Source organism: Microbacterium sp. ZOR0019 (genome assembly GCF_000800925.1).
GTDB lineage: Bacteria > Actinomycetota > Actinomycetes > Actinomycetales > Microbacteriaceae > Microbacterium > Microbacterium aurugineum.
The window spans coordinates 35,777-57,113 of record NZ_JRKC01000044.1 but is presented as its reverse complement, the minus strand read 5'-3'; the positions used below and the strand labels follow the sequence as shown (position 1 = coordinate 57,113).

Sequence of the window (21,337 nt, the reverse complement as noted above, 5' to 3'; positions counted from 1 at the left end):
CCTACTTCTCCGACCGATCCTCGACCACGCCGGCGATCGTGTCGAGCGTCTCCTGCGCGTCGGTCTTGCCTTCGTAGAGCTTCTGGAACTCCTCGGAGATGGCGACCGGCAGGCCCGGGACCCTGGCCTCAGCGGGGTAGTTCGTGAACCCGATGTCGCGCATGTCGAGGAACGTCTGCGCGTGCACGGGGTAGTCCCCCTCGAGCACCACGTCGTCGGCACCCTTGATCGACGGGACCGCGTTCCCGCCCCCTTCGAGGCGGAAGGTCTGCCCCTCGGCGGAGAGGAACTCCGTCCAGAACGTGAACGCGGCGTCCTTCACCTTGGTCTTGCCGTTGATCGCGAGGAAACTGGTCGCGACACCGGTGGGAGCGGCCTCACCGTCGGGCGTCGGCCAGCGGACGATGTCGTAGCTGTCCTCTTCGCCCGTGGCCTTGACCGTGCCGATCGTGTAGCGGCCCTGCACGAAGAAACCGGCCTTGTGCGTGACGAAGATGCTGTCGGCTCCGGCGCCGTCGGGAAGCGTGTCGGCGACGACGAAGGTGCCGTCCTGGAAGAGGTCGCCCAGCTCCTGCACGGAAGCGACGGTGGCGTCGTCCTGGTTCGCGACGAACGCTCCCGCCTCGTCGTACGGCGCGGGAAGGCCCTGGGACGACAGCCAGCTCCAGTGGGTGGCCCAGTAGTTCCAGTACATCGTCCCGGTGAGCCCCGCGTCGTGGAGGGTGGCGTTCATCTCGAGGAACTTGTCGGTCGTCCACTCGCCGTTCTCGGCCAGCGTCGCGGGGTCCTCGGTGATCCCGGCGGCTTCCAGCGCCTGCTTGTCGTACCAGAAGACGTCGGGGTTGGAGTCGTTCGGGGCCGCGTAGACCTCGCCGCCCTCCTCCGCCGCGCCGAAGAGTCCGGGGAAGAAGTCGTCCTTCGTGGTCTTGCTCGCGTCCGATTCCATCAGGTCACTGAGCGGCATCAGCCTGTCGGAATCGACGAACTGGCCGATCATGTCGTCACCGACGTAGAAGACATCGGGTGCCGTGTTGCTGGTGAGCTGTGCGAGCAGCTTGGAGTGGTAGTCGCCGTAGCCGGCGACGGGCTGGAGCTTGACGGTGATGTCGGGGTGGCGCTTCATGAAGTCCTTGTTGAACTCCTCGTAGCGGGTCAGCTCGTCCGCCGTGCCCCAGGTGGACCAGATGACCGTCGCGTTGCCGTCGGCGTCGACGCCACCGCCTCCTCCGCCGCCGCTGCACGCGGCGAGCCCCAGGGCCAGAGCGCCGGCGGCACCCAATGCCAGATACCGCGTCACGTTCGCACGTGCCATCTCGCTACCTCTTTCATCATTGGAAGATCGTGTCGGGAGCGCCTTTCCGGCGCACTCGTATTCTGTATACAGAACGCAATTCTGTCAAGGATCTCCCTCGGGTGACGGACATCGAGACCATCCCGTGACGTACCGGTCACCCGTGACGCAGACTGGGTGCATGACCGATCCCGACCCGCACCTGCTCGGCCCCGGCCTCCTGCCGACGCCGTTCACCGCCGAAGAGATCAGAGACGCCACCGGCAGGGGGAAGCGCATCCACCTCCTCCTCGAAGGCCCGGACGGACCGCTGGGCGAACACGTCAACCGCTTCCACCACACGGATGAGGAGGGCGCGACCCTCGATCGGTGGGCCGCGGCCGACCCGAACGCCGTCGTCTCGAGCCGGGTGACCTGGACCGAGCTCCAAGGTCACGCGGCGTTCGACGCCGAGACGACGAGCATGTCGACCGTGCCGCTGTCCTCCCCCCTGGGCGAGCTCACCTGCCGTCGATACGACACCGCCGACGGGATCTTCTGGTTCTCGTCCGCACACCCCGGGATGCCGGTGCAGTACGAGTCGGACGGCATCCGCACCACCGTGTTGAGCATCGAGCACGAGTGAGACGTACCCGGCGGGCGCGCATGGTGTGAAGGAGATCTCACGTTCCGAAGGGGAGTCCGCGCGAACCTCTCCTTCACACCGTGAGATCTCCTTCACGATCCGCGCGGTTGCCCGGCCCGTTCCCGCAGACGTCGGACACCCGGCGTAGGGTCGATCCATGAGCAGCGCAACATCGACACAGTGTCACGGAGTCGTCCCGTCGTACCTGCTCGCACGCCTGGCCGAATCGGGGCGCTTCCCGAAGGCCGCGGCTGCGGCGCGGCAGACGCTGACGGCCGGACGACCGCCGTTCCGCGCCCGCATCGACCTGTCGATCGACGAGAACGGCGACCTGGTCGCCCAGCTGTCGGATGCTCCGAACCGCACCATCAGCGACGCCGGCAACACCCAGCGCCTCCCCGGCGCGGTGGTGCGCGGCGAAGACGACGCCCCCGTGGCCGACACCGCGGTGAACGAAGCCTTCGACGGCCTCGGAGCGACCTTCGAGATGCTGCTGTCCGCCTTCGGGCGCAATTCCCTCAATGACGCCGGAGCCCCGCTGGACGCCACCGTGCACTACGGCGTCGACTACGACAACGCGTTCTGGGACGGTGAGCGTATGGTGTTCGGTGACGGCGACGGCGAGGTGTTCCAGCACTTCACCGGCTCACTCACGGTGATCGGCCACGAGCTCGCGCACGGCGTCGTGCAGCACACCGCGAACCTCGAATACCAGGGCCAGCCGGGCGCGCTGAACGAGTCGATCGCCGACGTCTTCGGTGCTCTGACCGAGCAGTATGCACTCGGGCAGACGGCCGACAGCGCCACGTGGCTCATCGGTGCCGAGATCTTCACGGATGCCGTCGAGGGCGCGGCCCTGCGGTCGATGATCGCCCCGGGCACCGCCTACGACGACGACGAGCTCGGCAAGGATCCGCAGCCCGATCACATGAGCGGCTTCGTGCGCACCACCGAGGACAACGGCGGGGTGCACATCAACTCGGGCATCCCCAACCGCGCGTTCGCCCTGTTCGCGCTCGACCTCGGCGGCAAGGCCTGGGAGCGCGCGGGGGCCGTCTGGTACCGGGCCCTCGCCGGCGGCCTGTCGAGCACGGCGTCCTTCCTCGAGTTCGCCGATGCGACGGTCGCCGCGGCCACCACGATCGACGAGGCCACGGCCACGGCGGCTCGACGCGCGTGGACCGTCGTGGGAGTCTATGCAGATGAGCGAGCCTCCTCCCGCGACTGACGCACCGATCGTGATCGCCGTCGTCCGCACGGGCGGCATCGCCGGCATCCGTCGCCGATGGCAGGTGGAAGCAGGACCCGACGACGCCGGCGAATGGATCGACCTGATCGACCGGTGCCCCTGGGATCAGGAGGCGCCGACCGAGACCGGCGCCGACCGCTTCGTCTGGCGCATCCGCGCCCGGACTCCGGTCGAACGCCGCGAGCGTGAGCTGCCCGACTCCGCGCTCGACGGACCCTGGCGCGCGCTCGTCGAGGCGGTCCGGCAGGCGGCGGCCGCCAAGAGCTGACCACTGCGCGCCCACCCCCGGCGTCCGATCAATTCCGTGTGAATCCGGCCTCCGCGTCGAGGCGTGGGTTCACAATGGACCCATGGGAATGTTCCAGCAGAAGCCGGAAGAAGAACAGAGCCCCTGGGCACTGCCCTCCGAGCCCGTGAAGCGCTCCGAGGCCGAGGTGCTCGGCGAGGAACCCGCCGTCGACCCCCTCTCGCTCGGCCTCGGCTTCGGGGCGACGACCGAGGTCAGCTCGATCGTCTTCCCGATCGCGGAGCCGGCGGCGGAGACCGTGGGCGACTACGAGGCGGAGGAGCCCGTCGACGACGCGGACGCCGAGTCCGACTGAGGTCCGAACTCCACCCGGGTGCGCGGGAGGGCGTCCGGGTACTCCCGCTGCAACCAGCTCATCATCTTCTCCCGCACCTCGCAGCGGATCGTCCACTGGTCGTCGGAGTCCTTCGCCGACATCACCAACCGGACGGTGACGTACCCGCCCTGTGCGTCCGTCACCAGTGCGCTCGACGAGCGCCCGTCCCAGGCGGGCGAGGCTTCGACGATGCGGGTGAACTCCGCGCGCAGTGCGTCCATCGGCACCCGCCAGTCCAGATCCAGGTAGACGGTGCCGAGGATCTTGTCCGACCTGCGCGTCCACGTCTCGATCGGCGTCGAGGTGAAGTAGCTGCACGGCACGACGAGGCGTCGCTCATCCCAGATGTAGACGACCACGTACGACAGGTTGATCTCGCCGACCCGTCCCCACTCGCCTTCGACCACGACGACGTCGCCCACGCGGATCGCGTCCGTGAAGGCCACCTGTATCCCGGCGATGAGGTTGCCGAGGATCGACTGCGCCGCGAGGCCGGCGATGATGCTCGCGATACCCGCCGACGCGAGGAGGCTCGTGCCCACGGCCCGCATCTCGGGGAAGGTGAACAGCACGGCCCCCAGAGCCAGGACGGCGATCGACACCAGCACGAGCCGATGGATGACGAGCAGCTGCGTGCGCCGACGTCGCGCCTCCGGACCGACCAGGACGGTCTCCTCGCGCTCGATCAGCCGTTCGAAACCGAACGAGATCGCCGCGGCGAACAGCCAGGACCCGACGAGGATGGTCGAGATCAGGAACAGTCGCGAGACCGCCGGCCACCATCCCTGCTCGGCGGGCGCCGTGATCGCCATCGCGATCCACACCGCGACGACCAGCGCCGTGGCCGTCGTGGCGTTGCGCACCCTGCGCGCGAAATCACGCACCCACGGCAGACGACGGCTCACGAGCGCGGCCACCAGACGCAGCAGTACGAGAACGGCGACGGTGGCGAGGACCGCGATCGCGATCACCACGGCCGTGCCGACCAAGGATTCCCATTCGGTGCCGGAAGACATCCGTCCACCCTAGGCGGCGCGCACGGAGGACGCGAGTGCGCGGCGATCGCGCACCCGGTGACCGCATTACGGTGGAGGGATGACGATCACCGCCGCCGCAGACGGCTCCGCCCTGGGCAACCCCGGCCCCAACGGCTGGGCCTGGTACATCGACGACGCGAACTGGGCGGCGGGCGGCTCCCCGCACGGCACCAACAACCAGGGCGAGCTGCGGGCGGTGCTGGAGCTGCTGCGTGCGACGGCCGGCATCGACGAGAAGCTGATGATCGAATGCGACAGCCGCTACGTGATCGACTCCGTGACCAAGTGGATGCCGGGGTGGAAGCGCAAGGGCTGGCGGAAGTCCGACGGCGGGCCCGTGCTCAACCGCGACCTGCTGGAGGGCATCGACGAGGCGATCCGTGGGCGTGACGTCGAGTTCTCCTGGGTCAAAGGCCACGCCGGACACCCTCTGAACGAGGCAGCCGACGAGCGTGCGAACGCGGCCGCGAAGGCGTACCAGGCCGGGGAGGAGCCGCGTCGAGGTCCGGGCTTCACGCGGGCCACCGGTGCCGGTGCCGCCGTGGCCGCATCCGCTCCTGTGGCGGCCTCCGTTCCTGCGACGGGCTCCGCCCCGGTGGCCGCCGCGCCATCGACCACGCTCGCGGAGCCGTTGTGGGCCGAGACCTCGGACCTGCTCGACGGACTCGACGATCCGGGCTCCACGGACGCGCCCGACGACGACCCGATCGAACTGCGCATCCCGCTCACCTCGGACGAGCATGCCCGGTTGCGCGACCGCGCGGACGCGCAGGGCGTCTCGCTCGAAGAGGCTCTCCGTCGGCTGATCTGACGCGCACCGCCGGGGTCACCGGAGGTATTCGGGGCGGGCTCCGATCCCGACGAAGCGCCCGGTGATGCGGGACAGGCGAGGGTGATCCCGCAGCATCCGCAACGGGAAGGGCAGAGGTGCGTCCGCGGCGCCCGACGCGAGGAGAGGCCCCTGCAGCCGTCGCTGGATCGCCTGGGTCACGATCACCGGCCAGACGCGACGACGCTCGACCCGGCGGAGGTCCGCACGCTGCGGCGCACGGGTACCCAGCACCGGCCCGAGGATGCGGTCGGTGGCCACCGCGTCCTGGATGGCCAGGTTGATCCCCACGCCTCCCGCGGGAGACATGGCGTGCGCAGAGTCGCCGATGCACAGGAGCCCGTCGACGTGCCACCGACGCAGCCGCTCCAGGCGCACACGCAGAAGGTGCACGTCGGCCGGACGGAGGTGCGCGGCCGCGGCGCCGAGGCGAGGCGAGATGCGGCGCAGACGCTCGTTCATCCGATGCAGGTCGTCTTCGGAGCCCGTCCAGGCACCTGCGGGGATCACGTGCGCGATCTGGAAGAAGTCCCCGCGGTCGATCGTGATGGCCATGCCCGCGCCGGCCTGGATGAACGGGTACACCTCGTCGCCGTCCTTCGGCAGCCGGAACCACAGGACATCCATCGACGCGGCCACCCCGACCGGTGAGAGCCCGGCGGCGGCACGGAGCTCGGAGTCACGTCCCGACGCATCGACGACGAGGTGTGCACGGATGTCGACCGGTCCGTCCGGCCCGGTTCCGGTGACCCCGACGATCCGCCCCTCCTCGCGCACGACGTCCTGGATGCGGGTCGAACGCAGCAGGCGGAACCCCGGGAACTCCTCCGCCGACGAGGCCAGCAGGTCGAGGAAGTCCCACTGCGGCATGAACGTCATCACCTTCCTCGCCGTCGGCAGGTGCGAGAAGTCGGCCAGGGTCAATTCGGTGCCGTGCCAGCTGAGCGTGACCTCCGACATATCGGCGTGGGGGCGCGCGAGGAAGTCGTCGAGCAGTCCGAGCTCCCCCAGAAGCTCCTGAGTGGAGGGGTGGATCGTGTCGCCCCGGAAGTCGCGGAGGAAGTCGGCATGCTTCTCGATCACGGTGACCCGGAGCCCGCGACGCGCGAGCAGCAGTCCGAGCATGAGCCCGGCGGGCCCACCTCCGACGATGACGGTGTCGGTATCGGTGTCGCTTCTCGTGTCCATGCAGACAGCGTCCCGCTCCGCGTGCGACGATGCGAGAATGGTCAATAAATCGCCGGGCCGTCCGCGCGGATCGTCGACGGCACGGGCTCGGCTGCTCGAGGCAGCGCAGAAGCACGTTCTTCGAGGTGATCTGGCGGCCATCTCGTCCCGTCGACTGGCCGCGGAAGTCGGCGTCAGCCACACCCTGGTCAATTATCATTTCGGATCGCGGGACGACCTCGTCGCCGCGGCGATCGCCCTGCGCGCAGCACCGCATGATGTGATCGCGCTCGCCCGCGGACGAGACGGTCACGGTCCCGTCGACCTCTCGCGCCTGGCGCACGGCATCCTCGCAGTCTGGGAGCATCCGGAGCACGGTGCGCAGCTCGTCGGTCTCGCACGGCGTCTCGCCGCCGCGGATGAGTCCGCCGCGTCGATCAGCGGCTACATCCAGGTGGCGGTGTTCGAACCTCTCGTGGCCGACTTCGGGCGCGAGCACGCGCGGCGGATGGCCGTGGCGATCGTCGGCTTCCTGTTCGGACGGTACGTGCTGGAGCTGCCGATGTTCGCCACGCTCCCGCGCGAGGAGGCAGGACGGCTCCTCCTCTCGATGATCCGGTGAGCCGGTCCGTAGACTCAGCGGATGAAGGAATGGCGGGTGACGCAGCGGTGAAGGCGCGTACCGTCTTCGGGCTGCTCCGCCTCAGTGCCGCCGCCATCTGCCTCGTGGCGCTCATCCACCGACTGAGCTGGGGGTTGGCGTCGAACACCGTCGCGAGCCAGAACTTCTTCGCGTACCTGACCAACCAGTCGAACATCGCGTTCGTGGTGCTGCTCACCGTCGCCGGCATCCTCGCGCTGCGTCGTGCGAAGGACCCCCGGTGGCTCACGGTCGCTCTCGCCCTCGTGCTGACCTGGACGATCACGGCGGGGCTGGTGTTCGCGATCCTCGTGTGGCAGGCGGGCATCCGCGGGATCCGCATCGATGTGCCGTGGTCCGATCAGGTGCTGCACTTCTGGCTTCCGGCGGTGACCGTGGCGGCCTGGGCGCTGGCTCCCGGACACCGGACCGTGCCGTGGCGGGTCATCCCGGTGTCACTCGCCTATCCGGTGGTGTGGGGCGTCGCGACATTGATCCGCGGACCGCTGATCGGGTGGTATCCGTATTACTTCCTCGACCCGCGACAGGTGAGCGGACCGGCCGAGTTCGTGATCTCCTCGGCAATCGCGCTGGGTTCGTTCGCGGCCGTCGCCACCGTGCTCGTGCTGATCAGCCGGATGCCTCTGCCCCGCGATCTACGCGAGGGTGGGGAGGACGCCTCCGCCGCACCGCTGCCCGAGCCGGAACCCGCCGGCGAGAAGGTCGCTCAGGTGTAGAGCGCGAGCGAGGCGAGAGCCGCGTCGAGGGCGGCGTCTTCGTCGAGCTCCGCGAACTCCACGGCGGCCGGGCCTCCGACGATCCCGACGAGCACGTTCTCGCCGGTCGCCGCACGCAGGTTGATCCAGGTCGGGATCGCGACGTCAGCGCCCACGGCGTGCCAGATCGCCTCGTCGCTGTCCCAGAAGGGCTCGTCCCATCGCAGCCACACGGTCTCGATCGCCCCCATGCCGAGGGCGGAGACCGCGCCTCGGTTGGAGAACGGCAGCGGGGGATCGAACTCGATGCTGCGGTCCTGCAGCACCCCGAGCGGCACCGTCACGAGCACCCGGTCGAAGGACAGCGCCTCCCCCGTGCCGAGGCGAACGCTCACGCCCGTGTCGTCGTAGGCGAGGAGGGCGACCGGGGAGTTGAGCCCCACCCGCACGCCGTCGAGTGCGTGTTCGACGAACGGGGTGAGGTCGTCGCGCGCCGCGGTCAGATCCCCGGTGGGCAGCGGCGGGGCGAACCAGCTGGAGAGCTCGTCGGCACCGGCACCACTGCGGGAGGCGAGGAGCGAGAGCAGAGCGGCGGTGCCAGGATCGGCGGGGTCGATGCCCGCCGCGGTCAGGGCATCGGCCACCGACGAGTCCTCCGGAGCAGCCTGCGATGCCACCATGGCGGCCTCGAACGGCTCGGAGTCGACCGGGTCGATGTCGCCGTCGGGGGTGCGCCAGAGATCACCGGCCAGATCGACGATGCCGACCTCTCCGCCGCTCAGCCGGTCGAGCACCTCGGCGTCGTCCGCGCCGAACAGCCAGGCACCGAGCTGCACGGGCACCGGCCAGGAGTCGTCGACGCGGGAGGACACCCGTCCACCGACGCGGTCCCTCGCCTCGAAGACCGTCACCTGCATCCCGCCGCCCGCGAGCAGGGCGGCCGCGGTCGCACCGGCGAGGCCCGCACCGACCACGGCGACGCGTTCCCCCGATGTCGCCGGGATCAGGAGCTCCTCCGCGGCGCGCGCGCCCGAGGCGATGGCACCGCGCACCGTTCCGGGGGCGTCTTCGTCGGTCGCCTCGCCCGCGAAGAACAGCCGATCGTCGACGGGCTTCGCCAGCGCGAGACGGGTGCCGGCGAGGACGCCGACGGGCGTGAAGCTGGCGGCGCCGAGGGAGAACGGGTCACTCGTCCACGTGCTGCGGATGCTGCCGGCCGGCGCGGGGACACCGGGCGGCGGCTCGGGCTCGCGCGTCCGGGTGGGCGTGGGGGTCGGCGCGGGTTCCGGGGTGCAGGATGCGAGAAGCACCGAGGCGACGCCGGCTCCGGCGCCGAGGAGCAGAGTGCGGCGCGTGATCCTCATCGTGTCGCCACTTTATCCCGCGCGGGTGGGTTCTGTCCGTCGACGCCCGCCGGCCGGGTGCGCACAATTCAGGAAAAGCACGCCCGCCGACGCGGAAACCGGCAGGATCTTGTCGGATCCGGCCGGTTCTTCCTGAGTTGTGAACGCTCAGACGGCGAGCAGCTCGCGCTCCAGGCGAGCGAACGACTGCTCCATGCCGTCGGCCATGCCGGTGGCGAGGATCATGTCGCGCGTCTCCTTGTCCGGGTACTCGATGAGGAGCGTGACGAGGGTCGCGCCGTCCTCCTCGTACAGGTTCAGGTCGTTGAGGGTCTCGGTCGGCATGCCCTGCATCCGCTCGGTGCTGACCGCGCGGCGCGGGGCGTCGATCAGCAGCGCCTCGCCCTCGAAGCCGAACGGCTGCCCCTCGGTGTCGCCCACCGGCGCCCAGGAGTTCCGGTACGACTGGCCCACCTCGGTGGCGGCGACGCACTCCGTCATCTCCCAGCCGTCGGGGCCGAGCATCCACTGGCGGATGAGCTCGGGCTCGAAGTGCGCGCGCCAGACCAGCTCGCGCGGCCCCTCGACGAGGCGGGTGATGCGCACGTGCGTGTCGTCGAGCAGCTCCACACGGGTGCCCTTGCCCTGCGCGTAGGCGCGGAGGTCCTGCAGAACGGCGTCGAGCTGCGCCATCGCCATCGTGATGCCCTCGACCTGGCCCATCTCGACGACCTGCTCGAGCGCATCGACCGAGTCGAAGTGACTCGTCGTGACCATGCGCGTGCCGTCGGCGGTGGACTCGAAGGCGAACGACATGCGCTGCGCCGGGAAGCCGTCGAGCGGTGTGCCGTCCTCATCCACGAAGGAGTCGATGACCTCGAAGCCGTGGGGCTCGTCGATCGATACGAACTCCCACGATCCGGAAGACTTCTCGCCGCGCGGGCCGTTCATCGAGTAGACGGCGCGGCCGCCGACGGTGTGGTCCCAGGCGGTGAACGTGGCCGGCCACCCGGGAGGGCCCCAGAAGCGCTCGAGCTGACGCGGGTCGGAGTATGCGCTCCACACCCGCTCGATGGGGGCGGCGAAGTCGGCGACGACGGTCATCGTGAGGTTCTCGGTATCGGTGGTGACATCGGTGACGGGCATTTCAGTCTCCTTGTTGCGGGTTCGTGGTGCCGGTGGTGTCGGCGGGGCCTGACCGAGGCGTCTCGGCCAGCAGGTCGTCGAGTCGGGCGATGCGCGATCGCCACAGCTCTTCGTATCGGGCGAGGAGCGCCCTGGCGCGGGCGATCATCTCGGGGTTCGCGCGGACGAGCCGCTCGCGTCCCTCGGCGCGCTTGACGATGAGGTTCGCGGCCTCGAGCACGGCGACGTGCTTCTGCACCGCGGCGAACGACATCTCGTATTCAGTGGCGAGGGTCGAGACGGACTGCTCCCGCTCGATCGTCCGGCGCAGGATGTCGCGCCGGGTCGACGTCGCCAGTGCGTGGAACACACGGTCGACCTCCGCTTCGCTCAACTCCGTTTGTACAACCATTTGGTTGTACGTTAGGCCTGCGCGAAGACCATGTCAAGAGTCAGTCGACCGTCAGGCCCAGCAGGCGGTACCCCATCCCGGGCTCGGTGATGATGTGCACCGGCTCCGACGGCGTGTCCTCGAGCTTCTTGCGGAGCTGCGACACGTACAGACGCAGGTACCCGGTGTCCTCGATGTGCTCGTTGCCCCAGATGGCCGTGAGGAGCGTCTGCCGGGTGACGAGCTTGCCGGCGTTGCGGATGAGGATGTCGATCATCTGCCACTCCGTCGGGGTGAGCCGGATCTGCCGGTTGCCGTCGGAGGACTCGCGGGAGACGCTGCGTGCGGCGAGATCGATGGTGATGTCGCCGAGCCGGACGAGGGGAAGTGCTTCTTCCTGGGGCACCCGGCGGGTCAGGGCTCTGATCCGGGCGAGGAGCTCCTCGACGGCGAAAGGCTTGGTGATGTAGTCGTCGGCGCCGGCGTCGAGCGCCTCGACCTTGTCGGAAGCACCCGCCCGCCCCGAGACGACGAGGATCGGCGCCGCGGACCATCCGCGAATTCCATGGATCACCTCGATCCCGTCGAGCTTCGGCATACCCAGATCGAGGAGGAACAGGTCTGCGTGGTGGTCGATGGCCGCAGCGATGGCGGCGGCGCCATCCGATGCCGTGACCACGTCGTATCCCTTGGCCGTGAGGGTGATGCGGAGCGCGCGCAGGATCTGCGGGTCGTCGTCTGCGATGAGGATCTTCACTCGGTCTCCTCCGATGTGCCGGGTGCGGGAATGGTGGCGGGCAGCGCGATGACCATGGTCAGTCCGCCGCCGGGGGTGTCCTCCGGGGTGAGCGTCCCGTGCATGGCTTCGACGAAGCCTCGGGAGAGCGCGAGGCCGAGCCCGAGACCGGACGAGTTGTCGGTGTCACCGAGGCGCTGGAACGGGACGAAGATGTCGTCGCGCTTCTCGGCCGGGACACCGGGCCCGCGGTCGATGATGCGGATCTCGAGGTGATCACCGAAGGTGCTGGTGCTGACGTGCACGGGCACGTCCGGAGGGGAATACCGGTGGGCGTTGGTGAGCAGGTTGACGACCACACGCTGCAGCAGCACCGGATCCGCCTGCGCCACCGCTTCCCCGTGATGGAGCGCGAGCGTGATGTCGGTGGGACCGAGCTGGAGTTCGTCGAGAGCGGGGGCGATCACCTCGGCCGGATCGGTCGGGATGTCGGCGATCGCGAGCACCCCGGTCTGGAGGCGGCTGACATCGAGCAGATCCGTCACCAGCGTCGCGAGCGCGGTGAGGCTCTCGTCCGCGGTGTCGAGCAGCTCCTGCTTGTCGCGCCGGTCCAGGTCGGGTCCCGCAGCGCGCAAGCCGCCGACGGCGGCGGCAGCAGCGGCGAGCGGGCGACGCAGGTCATGGCTCAACGCAGAGAGCAGAGCGCCGCGCACACGGTCGGAGGCCGCGATCGGCTCGATCTCCTTCGCGGTTCTCTCGAGGCGCTGGTGCTCGAGCGCCGCGGCGAGCTGAGCGGTCATGACCGCCAGCAGCCGACGCTCGGACGCTGCCACATCGCCCCCGTGGAGTTCGAGCACAGCGTGGTCACCGATGCGGATGTCGGTGTGGCGGTTGTCCGCCAGGGGTTCCCCGGCGCGCGCGATGACCTCGTCGCCACGCATCAGACGGACTCCCGCGAGGTGGAACGCCTCCCGCGTGCGGTCGATGAGCGCCTGTATCGCGTTCTCGCCGCGGAGCACGCTGCCGGCGATCGTCTGGATCAGCTCGGACTCTGCGGCAGACCGCCGCGCGGCGCGCGTGTATCGAGCGGCGCGATCGACGATGAAGCTGACCATGCTGGCGATGATGACGTACAGGACGAGCGCCAGCAGGTGGTGCGGCTCGTGGATGTGGATCGTGTAGAGGGGCTCGACGAAGAGGAAGTCCAGGGTGAGCCCGGACAGGACCGCGGCGAACAGCGCCGGCCAGATACCGCCGACCAGCGCGACGATCACGACGAGCAGCTGGTAGCTCAGCACATCGGTCGTGATCGATTCGGGGCTGCGGAAGAAGCTGAGGAAGAACGTCAGCAGCGGGCCGCCGAGGAGCGCGACGAGGAAGCCGAGTACGCGGCGCTTGCGGGTCAGCGCCCCGGTGAGCGGCGGCAGCGCGAAGCGACGACCTGCGGCGGAGTGATTGACCATGTGCACGTCGATGTCACCGGACTCGCGCACGACGGTCGCGCCGATGCCCGGGCCGGTGAACGCCGCCGTGAAGCGTCCGCGCCGACTGGCACCGAGCACGAGTTGGGTGGCGTTGACGGATCGTGCGAACTCGACCAGGGCGGTCGGGATGTCCTCGCCGACGACCTGATGGTAGGTGCCGTTGAGCTTCTCGACGAGGGCGCGCTGCTCCGTCAGCACGACCGGGTTCGCCGCGCGCAGACCGTCCTGGCTGGTGATGTGCACGGCCATCAGCTCGCCGCCGGCCGACCGCGCCGCGATCCGGGACCCGCGCCGCAGAAGGGTCTCCCCCTCCGCTCCTCCGGTGAGGGCGACGACGACGCGCTCCCGCGCCTCCCAGGTGCTGTCGATGCCGTGCTCAGCGCGATACCCCTTGAGCGCCTGGTCGACCTCATCGGCCAGCCAGATGAGGGCGAGCTCGCGAAGCGCGGTGAGGTTGCCCAGGCGGAAGTAGTTCGACAGCGCGGCGTCGATGCGTTCGGCCGGGTAGACGAATCCGCCGGAGAGACGATCGCGAAGCGCCTGCGGGGCGAGGTCGATGACCTCTATCTGATCGGCGCTGCGCAGCACGTTGTCGGGTACGGTTTCGCGTTGCGGCACGCCGGTGATCTGTTCGACCACGTCGTTGAGGGATTCGATGTGCTGGATGTTGAGCGTGGAGATCACGTCGATCCCCGCGGCGAGGAGTTCCTCGACGTCCTCCCAGCGCTTCTCGTTGCGGGAGCCGGGTGCGTTGGTGTGGGCGAGCTCATCGACGAGCGCGACGGAGGGCGCTCGGGTCAAGAGCGCAGCGAGATCCATCTCCTCGAGTTCGACGCCGCGGTGACCCACGTTCATCCGAGGGATCGCCGGGAGCCCGTCGGTCATGGTCGCGGTGGCCGCACGGCCGTGCGTCTCGACGATGCCGATGACGACGTCCTTGCCCTCAGCGAGGAGCCGGCGCCCCTCTTCGAGCATGGTGTAGGTCTTGCCGACGCCGGGGGCGGCGCCGAGCAGCACACGAAGCCGCCCCCGAGTCATGCTCAGCCCGCCGACTCGTCGAGTGCGAGGTTGAGCTCGGCGACGTTGACGACCGACTCCCCGAGGTACCCGAGGTTGGGAGCGCTCGTGGCGGCCTCCACCGCCACGGCGACCTCGTCCTCCGATATCCCGCGCGCGTCGGCGACACGGGCGATCTGGATCTGCGCGTAGGCCGGGCTGATGTGCGGGTCGAGGCCGGAACTCGACGAGGTCACCGCGTCTGCGGGCACCGCGGACTCGTCGACCCCGTTGAACTCGGCGATCTGTGCCTTGCGTTCGGCGATCGCCGCGACGAGGTCCTCATTCTCCGGCCCCTGGTTGGTGCCGGACGACGCCGTGCCGTCATAGCCGTCGCCGGCCGCCGACGGCCTGCTCTGGAAGTACTCCGGAAGCGGGTTGCCCTCCTCGTCGGTGAACGACTGACCGAGGAGCGAGGATCCGACGACGTCCCCGCCCTTCGAGACGAGGGCTGAGCCGTTCGCCTGTGCGGGGAATGCGAGCTGCCCGATGCCGGTGATGAGCAGGGTGTAGCCGATGCCGAGGACCACGGTGAACATGAGCATCGCGCGAACCGCGACCCAGAGGGTGCGGCCGCCGCTGCGTGTTCCAGCGTTCATGAGTGTGCGATCTCCTTGTCAGATCAGAAGCCGGGGATCAGGCGCACGAGCAGGTCGATGAGCCAGATGCCGATGAAGGGTGTGATGATGCCGCCGAGTCCGTATACGGCGAGGTTGCGTCCGAGGATCTTCGAGGCGTTGAGCGGGCGGTACTTCACTCCTCGCAGGGCGAGCGGCACGAGGAAGACGATCACGATGGCGTTGAAGATCACCGCGGACAGCACCGCCGATGCCGGAGAGTGCAACCCCATGACGTTCAGCACCGCGAGCTGCGGGAAGACGCCCATGAAGATGGCCGGGATGATGGCGAAGTACTTCGCGATGTCGTTCGCGATCGAGAACGTGGTCAGCGCGCCGCGCGTGATGAGCAACTGCTTCCCGATCGCGACGATGTCGATGAGCTTCGTCGGGTCGGAATCGAGGTCGACCATGTTGCCGGCTTCCTTCGCGGCCGACGTTCCCGTGTTCATCGCCACACCCACGTCGGCCTGCGCGAGCGCGGGCGCATCGTTGGTGCCGTCGCCGGTCATCGCCACCAGGTTGCCGCCGTCCTGCTCCTTGCGGATGTACGCCAGCTTCTGCTCAGGCGTCGCCTCGGCGAGGAAGTCGTCGACTCCCGCCTCCGTGGCGATCGCCGCGGCCGTCAGCGGATTGTCACCCGTGACCATGACGGTGCGGATGCCCATCGCGCGGAGTTCGGCGAACCGCTCGGTCAGCCCCTCCTTGACGATGTCCTTCAGGTGGATGACGCCGAGCACCCGGCGACGGCCATCGGCCGCCTTCACGGCGACGACCAGAGGCGTCCCGCCGGACTGCGAGATGTGCTGGACGTGCTCGTCCAGCTCGGCGAGTTCGCTGCTCGGCAGACGCGCACCGTCTTCCTCCAGCCAGGCGGTGATGGCGCTGCCCGCGCCCTTGCGGATCTGCGTCCCGTCGTCGAGGTCCAGTCCCGACATGCGGGTCTGAGCCGTGAACGGGACGATCTCACCGCCGGCATCCGCCTCGACGTCGACGCCCTCGGCACGTGCCAGGTCGACGATCGACTTGCCCTCGGGCGTCGGGTCGGCGAGCGACGACTTCGCGGCCGCCTCGATGAGCTCTCGCTCCTGGACACCGTCGATGCGGACGAACGCGCTCGCACGGCGGTTTCCGTACGTGATCGTGCCCGTCTTGTCGAGCAGCAGTGTCGTGACGTCGCCCGCGGCCTCGACCGCGCGACCGGACATCGCGAGGACGTTGCGCTGCACCAGGCGATCCATGCCGGCGATGCCGATGGCGGACAGGAGGGCACCGATCGTGGTCGGGATGAGGCAGACGAGCAGCGCGATGAGAACGGTGATGCTCGCGGGGCTCGCCGGGTAGGAGGCGATCGGGTTCAGTGTGAGTGCGACGACCACGAACACGATCGACAACGACGCGAGAAGGATGTTCAACGCGATCTCGTTGGGGGTGCGCTGGCGCGCGGCCCCCTCGACGAGAGCGATCATCCGGTCGACGAACGTCTCCCCCGGTTTCGAGGTGATGCGCACGACGATGCGATCCGAGAGCACGCGCGTGCCGCCGGTGACCGCTGACCGATCTCCCCCGGATTCGCGCACGACGGGTGCGGACTCGCCGGTGATCGCGGACTCGTCGACGCTCGCGATGCCCCAGACGATGTCACCGTCGCCGGGGATCAGCTCACCGGCGGACACGACGACCGTGTCCCCCAGGCGGAGATCCGCGGAGGAGACGTCGGAGATGCGCGCGGCCTCGGCAGAACCGTCGTTCGCCGGGTCATAGTCGTCGACGCGGTGGGCGGTGGTGCTGGTACGGGTCTTGCGCAGCGTGTCGGCCTGCGCCTTGCCGCGTCCTTCGGCGATCGACTCGGCCAGATTGGCGAAGACGACCGTGAGCCACAGCCACACCGCGATGATCCAGGTGAAGGACCACGGGACGCTGCTGCCACCCGACGTCGCGGGGCCGCCCAGGAAGGGCTCGGCGACGGCGAGCAGCGTGGTGAGGGCGGCGCCGACCCACACGATGAACATGACGGGATTGCGCCACTGGGCGCGCGGGTCGACCTTGCGCAGCGCGCCCGGGAGAGCGGCTCGCACTTGCGCCCAGGTGAGCGTCTTGCGCGGTGCGGGTGGGGTCGCCTCCGATGTCTCGGGCGACGGGGTGTGCGTGATGGTGGACATGGTTACAGCAGCCCTTCCGCCAGGGGACCCAGCGTGAGAACGGGGAAGAAGACGAGTGCGGTCACCAGGACCGCGGTGCCGACGGTGAGACCGATGAAGAGCGGTCGATGCGTCGGCAGCGTGCCCGCCGTGGCGGGGACCTTGTCCTGCGCGGCCAGCGAACCGGCCAGGGCCAGCACGAGGGCGATCGGCAGGAACCGTCCGAGGAGCATTGCGACACCGAGTGCTGCCGTCAGCCACGGAGTGCTCGCGGTCAGGCCCGCGAAGGCGGATCCGTTGTTGTTCGCTGCGGAGGCGAACGCGTAGATCACCTCGGAGAGGCCGTGCGAACCGCTGTTCGCGAGCGATTCGTCGACGATGCTGCCGCGGAGCGCGGGAATCGCGAAGCTGAGGGCGACGCCCCCGAGCACGAGGATCGGCATCACGAGGATGTACATGCTCGCGAGCTTCATCTCGCGCGGCCCGATCTTCTTCCCGAGGTACTCCGGCGTGCGTCCGACGAGCAAGCCGGCGACGAAGACGGCGATCACGGCGATGATGAGCATCCCGTACAGGCCGGCGCCCACACCACCGGGCGCGATCTCGCCGAGCAGCATGTTGACCATCGGCATCATTCCGCCGAGAGCCGTATAGGAGTCGTGCATCGAGTTCACCGAGCCCGTCGAGGTGAGCGTGGTCGTCGACGCGTAGAGCACCGACTGCACGAGCCCGAACCGCGCCTCCTTGCCTTCCATCGCGGCGCCGGCGAGTTCCGGAGCCGAACCGCGGCCCGCGAACTCGAACGCCGCGAGAGCGAAGGTCGACGCGAGGAACAGCGTTCCCATGACGGAGAGGATCGCGTACCCCTGACGGTTGTCGCCGACGATCCTGCCGAACGTCCGCGGCAGGGAGAAGGGGATCAGCAGGATCAGGAAGCACTGCAGCAGGCTCGTCCACGCCGCGGGGTTCTCGAAGGGGTGGGATGCGTTCGCGTTGTAGAAGCCGCCGCCGTTCGTGCCGATCTCCTTGATCGCCTCCTGAGAGGCGACGGGACCACCAGGGATCGTCTGCGTGCCACCGGAGACCGTGCTCACATCGACGTAGCCGTTGAAGTTCTGCACGACGCCGCCGGCGATCAGGACGATGGCCGCGACGATCGACAGCGGGAGCAGGATGCGGAAGGTACCGCGGACGAGGTCGACCCAGAAGTTGCCGATGACGCCGGATCGACGGTATGCGAAGCCGCGCACGAGCGCGATCGCGACGGCGATTCCGGTCGCTGCCGACACGAAGTTCTGCACCGCGAGACCGGCGAACTGCACGGTGTACGACAGCGCCTCACCCGAATAGGCCTGCCAGTTCGTGTTGGTCACGAAGGAGATCGCGGTGTTGAACGCCACCCCCGACTCGACGTTCTCGTTGCCGAGGGCGTACGGCAGCCACTGCTGCGTGCGCTGGAGCGCGAAGAGCAGCAGGACGCCCACGATCGAGAAGGAGAGAACCGAACGCAGATATGCCTGCCAGGACTGCTCGCGCTTCGGGTCGACGCCGATGACTTTGTAGATGCCGCGCTCGACACCCCAGTCCTTCGTCGTCGTGAAGGTCCAGGCCATGTAGTCGCCGACAGGCCGGTAGACGAGGGCGAGGGCGAGCGCGAGGGTGGCGACGCTCGCGATGAGGAAGCCCCACTCCATCAGAAACGCTCCGGCTTCACGAGGGCGAACACCAGGTAGACGACAGCAGCGACGCCGAGCACGGTCGCGAGAAGCTCGAACACGATCACAGCTTCTCCACCGCCTTCCCGACGAGGCCGACGGTCACGAACAGGACGATCACGCCCAGCACGTAGACGAGGTCAAGCACAGAGAGCTCCATTCAGGCTGCGGCGATCGCCGGGCGGCGACCGCGCGTCTCGAGGACGCAACACCCGATACAACACCCCTCGGTGCCCCTGCTTTGACCGCCCTTACAGAACCCATACGACGATCCCGGCGACCCTCACGGGGCGCTCACAGGATCGTCGGATCGTCGCTTCCTCGTCCTCCACCGGGAGGGCGCTCCTCGCGTCGACGACGCGAGGAGCGGGAGGGGGAAACGCGCTCGAGGCTCAGTCGCTCAGCACGGCGGAGAGGAAGTCCCTCGTGCGCTGCTCGCGCGGCGCGGAGAACATCGTCTCGGGGTCGGCCTCCTCGACGATGCTGCCCTGATCGAACATCAGCACGCGGTTCGAGACGTCCCGGGCGAACTGCATCTCGTGGGTGACGATGAGCATGGTGATGTCGGTCGTCTCGGCGACGTCGCGCAGCACGCCGAGCACCTCCCCCACGATCTCGGGATCCAGAGCGCTGGTGACCTCGTCCAGCAGCAGGATCTCCGGGTCCATCGCGAGCGCCCGGGCGATGGCGACCCGCTGCTGCTGGCCACCCGAGAGCTGCAGCGGATGGGCGTCGGCCTTGTCCGCGAGGCCGACCTTCTGCAGCAGGTCGGTGGCCTTCGCGGTGGCCGCCGCCTTCGACATGCCGAGCACGTGCACGGGGGCCTCGATGAGGTTCTCCATCACGGTCATGTTCGGGAACAGGTTGAACTGCTGGAAGACCATGCCGATGCGCTTGCGCACCTCGTTGCGGTGCTTCTCCCGCAACGGCACGCGCTTGCCGCCGCGCTCGACGTGCGTGAGCGGCTCCCCGTCGATGAAGATGTATCCGCCGTCGGCCTCTTCCAGCGTCATCACCAGACGGAGGATCGTGGTCTTGCCCGAACCGCTCGGCCCGATGAGCGTGACCCGGTCGCCCTGCTGCACGTCGAAGGTGAGGCCGTCGAGCACGACGTGGTCGCCGTAACGCTTGTGCACCGCGTCGAAGCGGATGGCGGGACGGGAGTTCTCAGGAGGCGTATTCAAGGCGCTTCTCCAATCTGCGGACGAGGACGGATGCGGGGTAGCTGGCGAGGAAGAAGATCACACCGGCGAGCGTGATGGGCTCGAGGTAGCGGAAGCTGTTCCCGCCGAACTCCAGGGCGTTGCTGACCATGTCCGCCACGGTGATGGCGATGAGGAACGGGGTGTCCTTCAGCATCGAGATCACGTAGTTGCCCAGGGAGGGGACGGTCGCCCTGATCGCCTGCGGGAGCACCACGGCGGTCCAGGTGCGCGGGCGGGACATGCTCAGGGCGGTGGCAGCCTCCCACTGCCCGCGCGGGACGGACTCGATACCGGCACGGTAGACCTCGGCCATGTAGGTCGCGTAGTGGATGCCGAACACCGCGATGCCGATGGTCAGCGGATCCACGGTCACCAGTGCGAAGTAGGCGAAGAGCAGCTGGATGACGATCGGGGTCATCCGGATGAAGTTCACCAGGAAGCCGACGCTCGCAGCGACGGGCCGAGGGGCGCTGCGGCGCACCACGGCGATCACGAGGCCGAGCACGGCGGCGATCGCACTCCCGGCCAGGGTGACGACGAGGGTGACCGTGAAGAATCCCTCGAGCAGGTGCGGGAGCGCCGCCCAGGCGGTGTCCCAGCTCCAGACGGGTCCGTTCATGCGGCGGTCTCCCCTCGGGTGACGGGCGAGCGGAAGCGCAGGGTCGCAGCCAGCGACTCCCCGCGCCCGAGCTTGTGCTTCGCGCGCACCTCCAGGGCGTTCATCACGAGGGTCAGCGCGTAGGCGATCACGAAGTAGAGCACCATGCCGACGACGCCGTAGAAGAAGGTGTCGGTCTGGATGCGGAGGCGGTCCAGCGCCACGGTCAGGTCGATGAGCGTGATGAACCCGACGATCGCGGTGCCCTTGAGCAACTGGATGAGCAGATTCGTCAGAGACGGGATCATGAGCGCCCAGGCCTGCGGGAAGATGACCCGGCGCATCCGGTGTGCAGGGGTCATGCTCAGGGCGGTGGTCGCCTCCCACTGCCCGGTCGGGACGGAGTTGATCGAGCCGCGGATGACCTCCGCACCGTAGGCACCGTAGTTGAGACCGAGGCCGAGGATGCCGCACGCGATCGGGGAGATCGAGACGCCGAGCTGGGGCAGCACGAAGAAGAGAAAGAACAGCTGCACGACCAGCGACGTGCCGCGGAAGAACTCGATGATCACCCGCGAGGTGCCCCGGATGACGATGTTCTCGGCACGGACCGAGAGACCGAGCACCACCGCGACGATGAGCGCGAGGAGGGCCCCGCCCACGGTCAGCGTGAGCGTGACGAGCACGCCGCCGCCGATCGCGGGCAGAGCCGCCCACAACGCGGACAGATTGTCCATTCGCCGGTGGCC

22 protein-coding genes are annotated in these 21,337 nt (G+C 68.8%); 7 read left to right on the top strand and 15 right to left on the bottom strand.

The window, feature by feature from the left end; genetic code table 11:
- Nucleotide 1: 1 nt before the first annotated feature.
- Nucleotides 2–1,312: an ABC transporter substrate-binding protein gene (locus L978_RS09685; protein WP_052193510.1), complete on the bottom strand. Its 1,311-nt coding sequence runs from the start codon at nucleotides 1,310–1,312 to the stop codon at nucleotides 2–4.
- Nucleotides 1,313–1,472: 160 nt separating this feature from the next.
- On the opposite strand from L978_RS09685, the gene L978_RS09680 reads away from it, so the two are divergent.
- From L978_RS09680 to L978_RS09665, 4 genes are all read left to right on the top strand, one after another.
- A complete protein-coding gene (locus L978_RS09680) occupies nucleotides 1,473–1,916 on the top strand; it encodes a hypothetical protein (protein WP_047522832.1) in 444 nt (147 codons plus the stop codon).
- A 157-nt stretch (nucleotides 1,917–2,073) separates the two neighbouring features.
- On the top strand, nucleotides 2,074–3,144 hold the full coding sequence (locus tag L978_RS09675) for a M4 family metallopeptidase (RefSeq protein WP_047522830.1): 1,071 nt from the start codon (nucleotides 2,074–2,076) through the stop codon (nucleotides 3,142–3,144).
- Nucleotides 3,119–3,433, top strand: a complete 315-nt coding sequence (locus L978_RS09670; protein ID WP_047522860.1) for a protealysin inhibitor emfourin — start codon at nucleotides 3,119–3,121, stop codon at nucleotides 3,431–3,433. Before L978_RS09675 ends, L978_RS09670 begins: the two co-directional genes overlap by 26 nt.
- A gap of 82 nt (nucleotides 3,434–3,515) precedes the next feature.
- The gene (locus tag L978_RS09665; RefSeq protein ID WP_194239324.1) at nucleotides 3,516–3,767 is read left to right on the top strand and encodes a hypothetical protein; all 252 of its coding nucleotides are present in this window, start codon (nucleotides 3,516–3,518) and stop codon (nucleotides 3,765–3,767) included.
- Here L978_RS09665 and L978_RS09660 read toward each other — a convergent pair.
- Nucleotides 3,719–4,804 (bottom strand): mechanosensitive ion channel family protein, encoded by a 1,086-nt coding sequence (locus L978_RS09660; RefSeq protein WP_052193508.1) that lies wholly within the window; start codon nucleotides 4,802–4,804, stop codon nucleotides 3,719–3,721. The two genes, L978_RS09665 and L978_RS09660, sit on opposite strands and share 49 nt — an antisense overlap.
- 79 nt (nucleotides 4,805–4,883) lie before the next feature.
- On the opposite strand from L978_RS09660, the gene L978_RS09655 reads away from it, so the two are divergent.
- The gene (locus L978_RS09655) at nucleotides 4,884–5,636 is read left to right on the top strand and encodes a ribonuclease H family protein (protein ID WP_047522828.1); all 753 of its coding nucleotides are present in this window, start codon (nucleotides 4,884–4,886) and stop codon (nucleotides 5,634–5,636) included.
- Nucleotides 5,637–5,651: 15 nt separating this feature from the next.
- Here L978_RS09655 and L978_RS09650 read toward each other — a convergent pair whose 3' ends face one another.
- Nucleotides 5,652–6,842, bottom strand: coding sequence for an FAD-dependent monooxygenase (locus L978_RS09650; RefSeq protein WP_052193506.1), 1,191 nt, complete (start codon nucleotides 6,840–6,842; stop codon nucleotides 5,652–5,654).
- 37 nt (nucleotides 6,843–6,879) lie between these two features.
- Between L978_RS09650 and L978_RS18355 the strand changes: the two genes are divergently transcribed.
- Together L978_RS18355 and L978_RS09640 are read left to right on the top strand one after the other, a co-directional pair.
- A complete protein-coding gene (locus L978_RS18355; RefSeq protein ID WP_052193505.1) occupies nucleotides 6,880–7,443 on the top strand; it encodes a TetR/AcrR family transcriptional regulator in 564 nt (187 codons plus the stop codon).
- A 29-nt stretch (nucleotides 7,444–7,472) separates the two neighbouring features.
- Nucleotides 7,473–8,198, top strand: a complete 726-nt coding sequence (locus L978_RS09640; RefSeq protein WP_047522826.1) for a Pr6Pr family membrane protein — start codon at nucleotides 7,473–7,475, stop codon at nucleotides 8,196–8,198.
- Here L978_RS09640 and L978_RS09635 read toward each other — a convergent pair.
- From L978_RS09635 to L978_RS09585, 12 genes are all read right to left on the bottom strand, one after another.
- Nucleotides 8,189–9,541 carry a flavin monoamine oxidase family protein gene (locus L978_RS09635; protein WP_047522824.1) on the bottom strand — a complete coding sequence of 451 codons (1,353 nt, stop codon included), beginning with the start codon at nucleotides 9,539–9,541 and terminating at the stop codon, nucleotides 8,189–8,191. The genes L978_RS09640 and L978_RS09635 overlap by 10 nt on opposite strands.
- A gap of 147 nt (nucleotides 9,542–9,688) precedes the next feature.
- Entirely contained in the window at nucleotides 9,689–10,666 is a 978-nt protein-coding gene (locus L978_RS09630) for an SRPBCC family protein (protein ID WP_047522822.1), read from the bottom strand.
- A 1-nt stretch (nucleotide 10,667) separates the two neighbouring features.
- Nucleotides 10,668–11,057, bottom strand: a complete 390-nt coding sequence (locus L978_RS09625) for an ArsR/SmtB family transcription factor (RefSeq protein ID WP_047522820.1) — start codon at nucleotides 11,055–11,057, stop codon at nucleotides 10,668–10,670.
- Nucleotides 11,058–11,097: 40 nt separating this feature from the next.
- On the bottom strand, nucleotides 11,098–11,793 hold the full coding sequence (locus L978_RS09620) for a response regulator (protein ID WP_047522818.1): 696 nt from the start codon (nucleotides 11,791–11,793) through the stop codon (nucleotides 11,098–11,100).
- Nucleotides 11,790–14,294: an ATP-binding protein gene (locus tag L978_RS09615; RefSeq protein ID WP_047522816.1), complete on the bottom strand. Its 2,505-nt coding sequence runs from the start codon at nucleotides 14,292–14,294 to the stop codon at nucleotides 11,790–11,792. The genes L978_RS09620 and L978_RS09615 overlap by 4 nt, the downstream gene beginning before the upstream one ends.
- A gap of 2 nt (nucleotides 14,295–14,296) precedes the next feature.
- On the bottom strand, nucleotides 14,297–14,911 hold the full coding sequence (kdpC, locus tag L978_RS09610; RefSeq protein ID WP_047522814.1) for a potassium-transporting ATPase subunit KdpC: 615 nt from the start codon (nucleotides 14,909–14,911) through the stop codon (nucleotides 14,297–14,299).
- Between the two features lie 23 nt (nucleotides 14,912–14,934).
- Entirely contained in the window at nucleotides 14,935–17,091 is a 2,157-nt protein-coding gene (kdpB, locus tag L978_RS09605) for a potassium-transporting ATPase subunit KdpB (RefSeq protein WP_047522812.1), read from the bottom strand.
- 2 nt (nucleotides 17,092–17,093) lie between these two features.
- On the bottom strand, nucleotides 17,094–18,764 hold the full coding sequence (kdpA, locus tag L978_RS09600; protein ID WP_047522810.1) for a potassium-transporting ATPase subunit KdpA: 1,671 nt from the start codon (nucleotides 18,762–18,764) through the stop codon (nucleotides 17,094–17,096).
- Nucleotides 18,764–18,853, bottom strand: a complete 90-nt coding sequence (locus L978_RS18560; protein ID WP_081996993.1) for a potassium-transporting ATPase subunit F — start codon at nucleotides 18,851–18,853, stop codon at nucleotides 18,764–18,766. Before L978_RS18560 ends, kdpA begins: the two co-directional genes overlap by 1 nt.
- 324 nt (nucleotides 18,854–19,177) lie before the next feature.
- Entirely contained in the window at nucleotides 19,178–19,969 is a 792-nt protein-coding gene (gene ehuA, locus L978_RS09595; RefSeq protein ID WP_081996992.1) for an ectoine/hydroxyectoine ABC transporter ATP-binding protein EhuA, read from the bottom strand.
- On the bottom strand, nucleotides 19,953–20,609 hold the full coding sequence (gene ehuD / locus L978_RS09590) for an ectoine/hydroxyectoine ABC transporter permease subunit EhuD (RefSeq protein ID WP_047522808.1): 657 nt from the start codon (nucleotides 20,607–20,609) through the stop codon (nucleotides 19,953–19,955). Before ehuD ends, ehuA begins: the two co-directional genes overlap by 17 nt.
- Nucleotides 20,606–21,325 (bottom strand): amino acid ABC transporter permease, encoded by a 720-nt coding sequence (locus L978_RS09585; protein ID WP_047522806.1) that lies wholly within the window; start codon nucleotides 21,323–21,325, stop codon nucleotides 20,606–20,608. Before L978_RS09585 ends, ehuD begins: the two co-directional genes overlap by 4 nt.
- Between the last annotated feature and the right edge of the window lie 12 nt (nucleotides 21,326–21,337).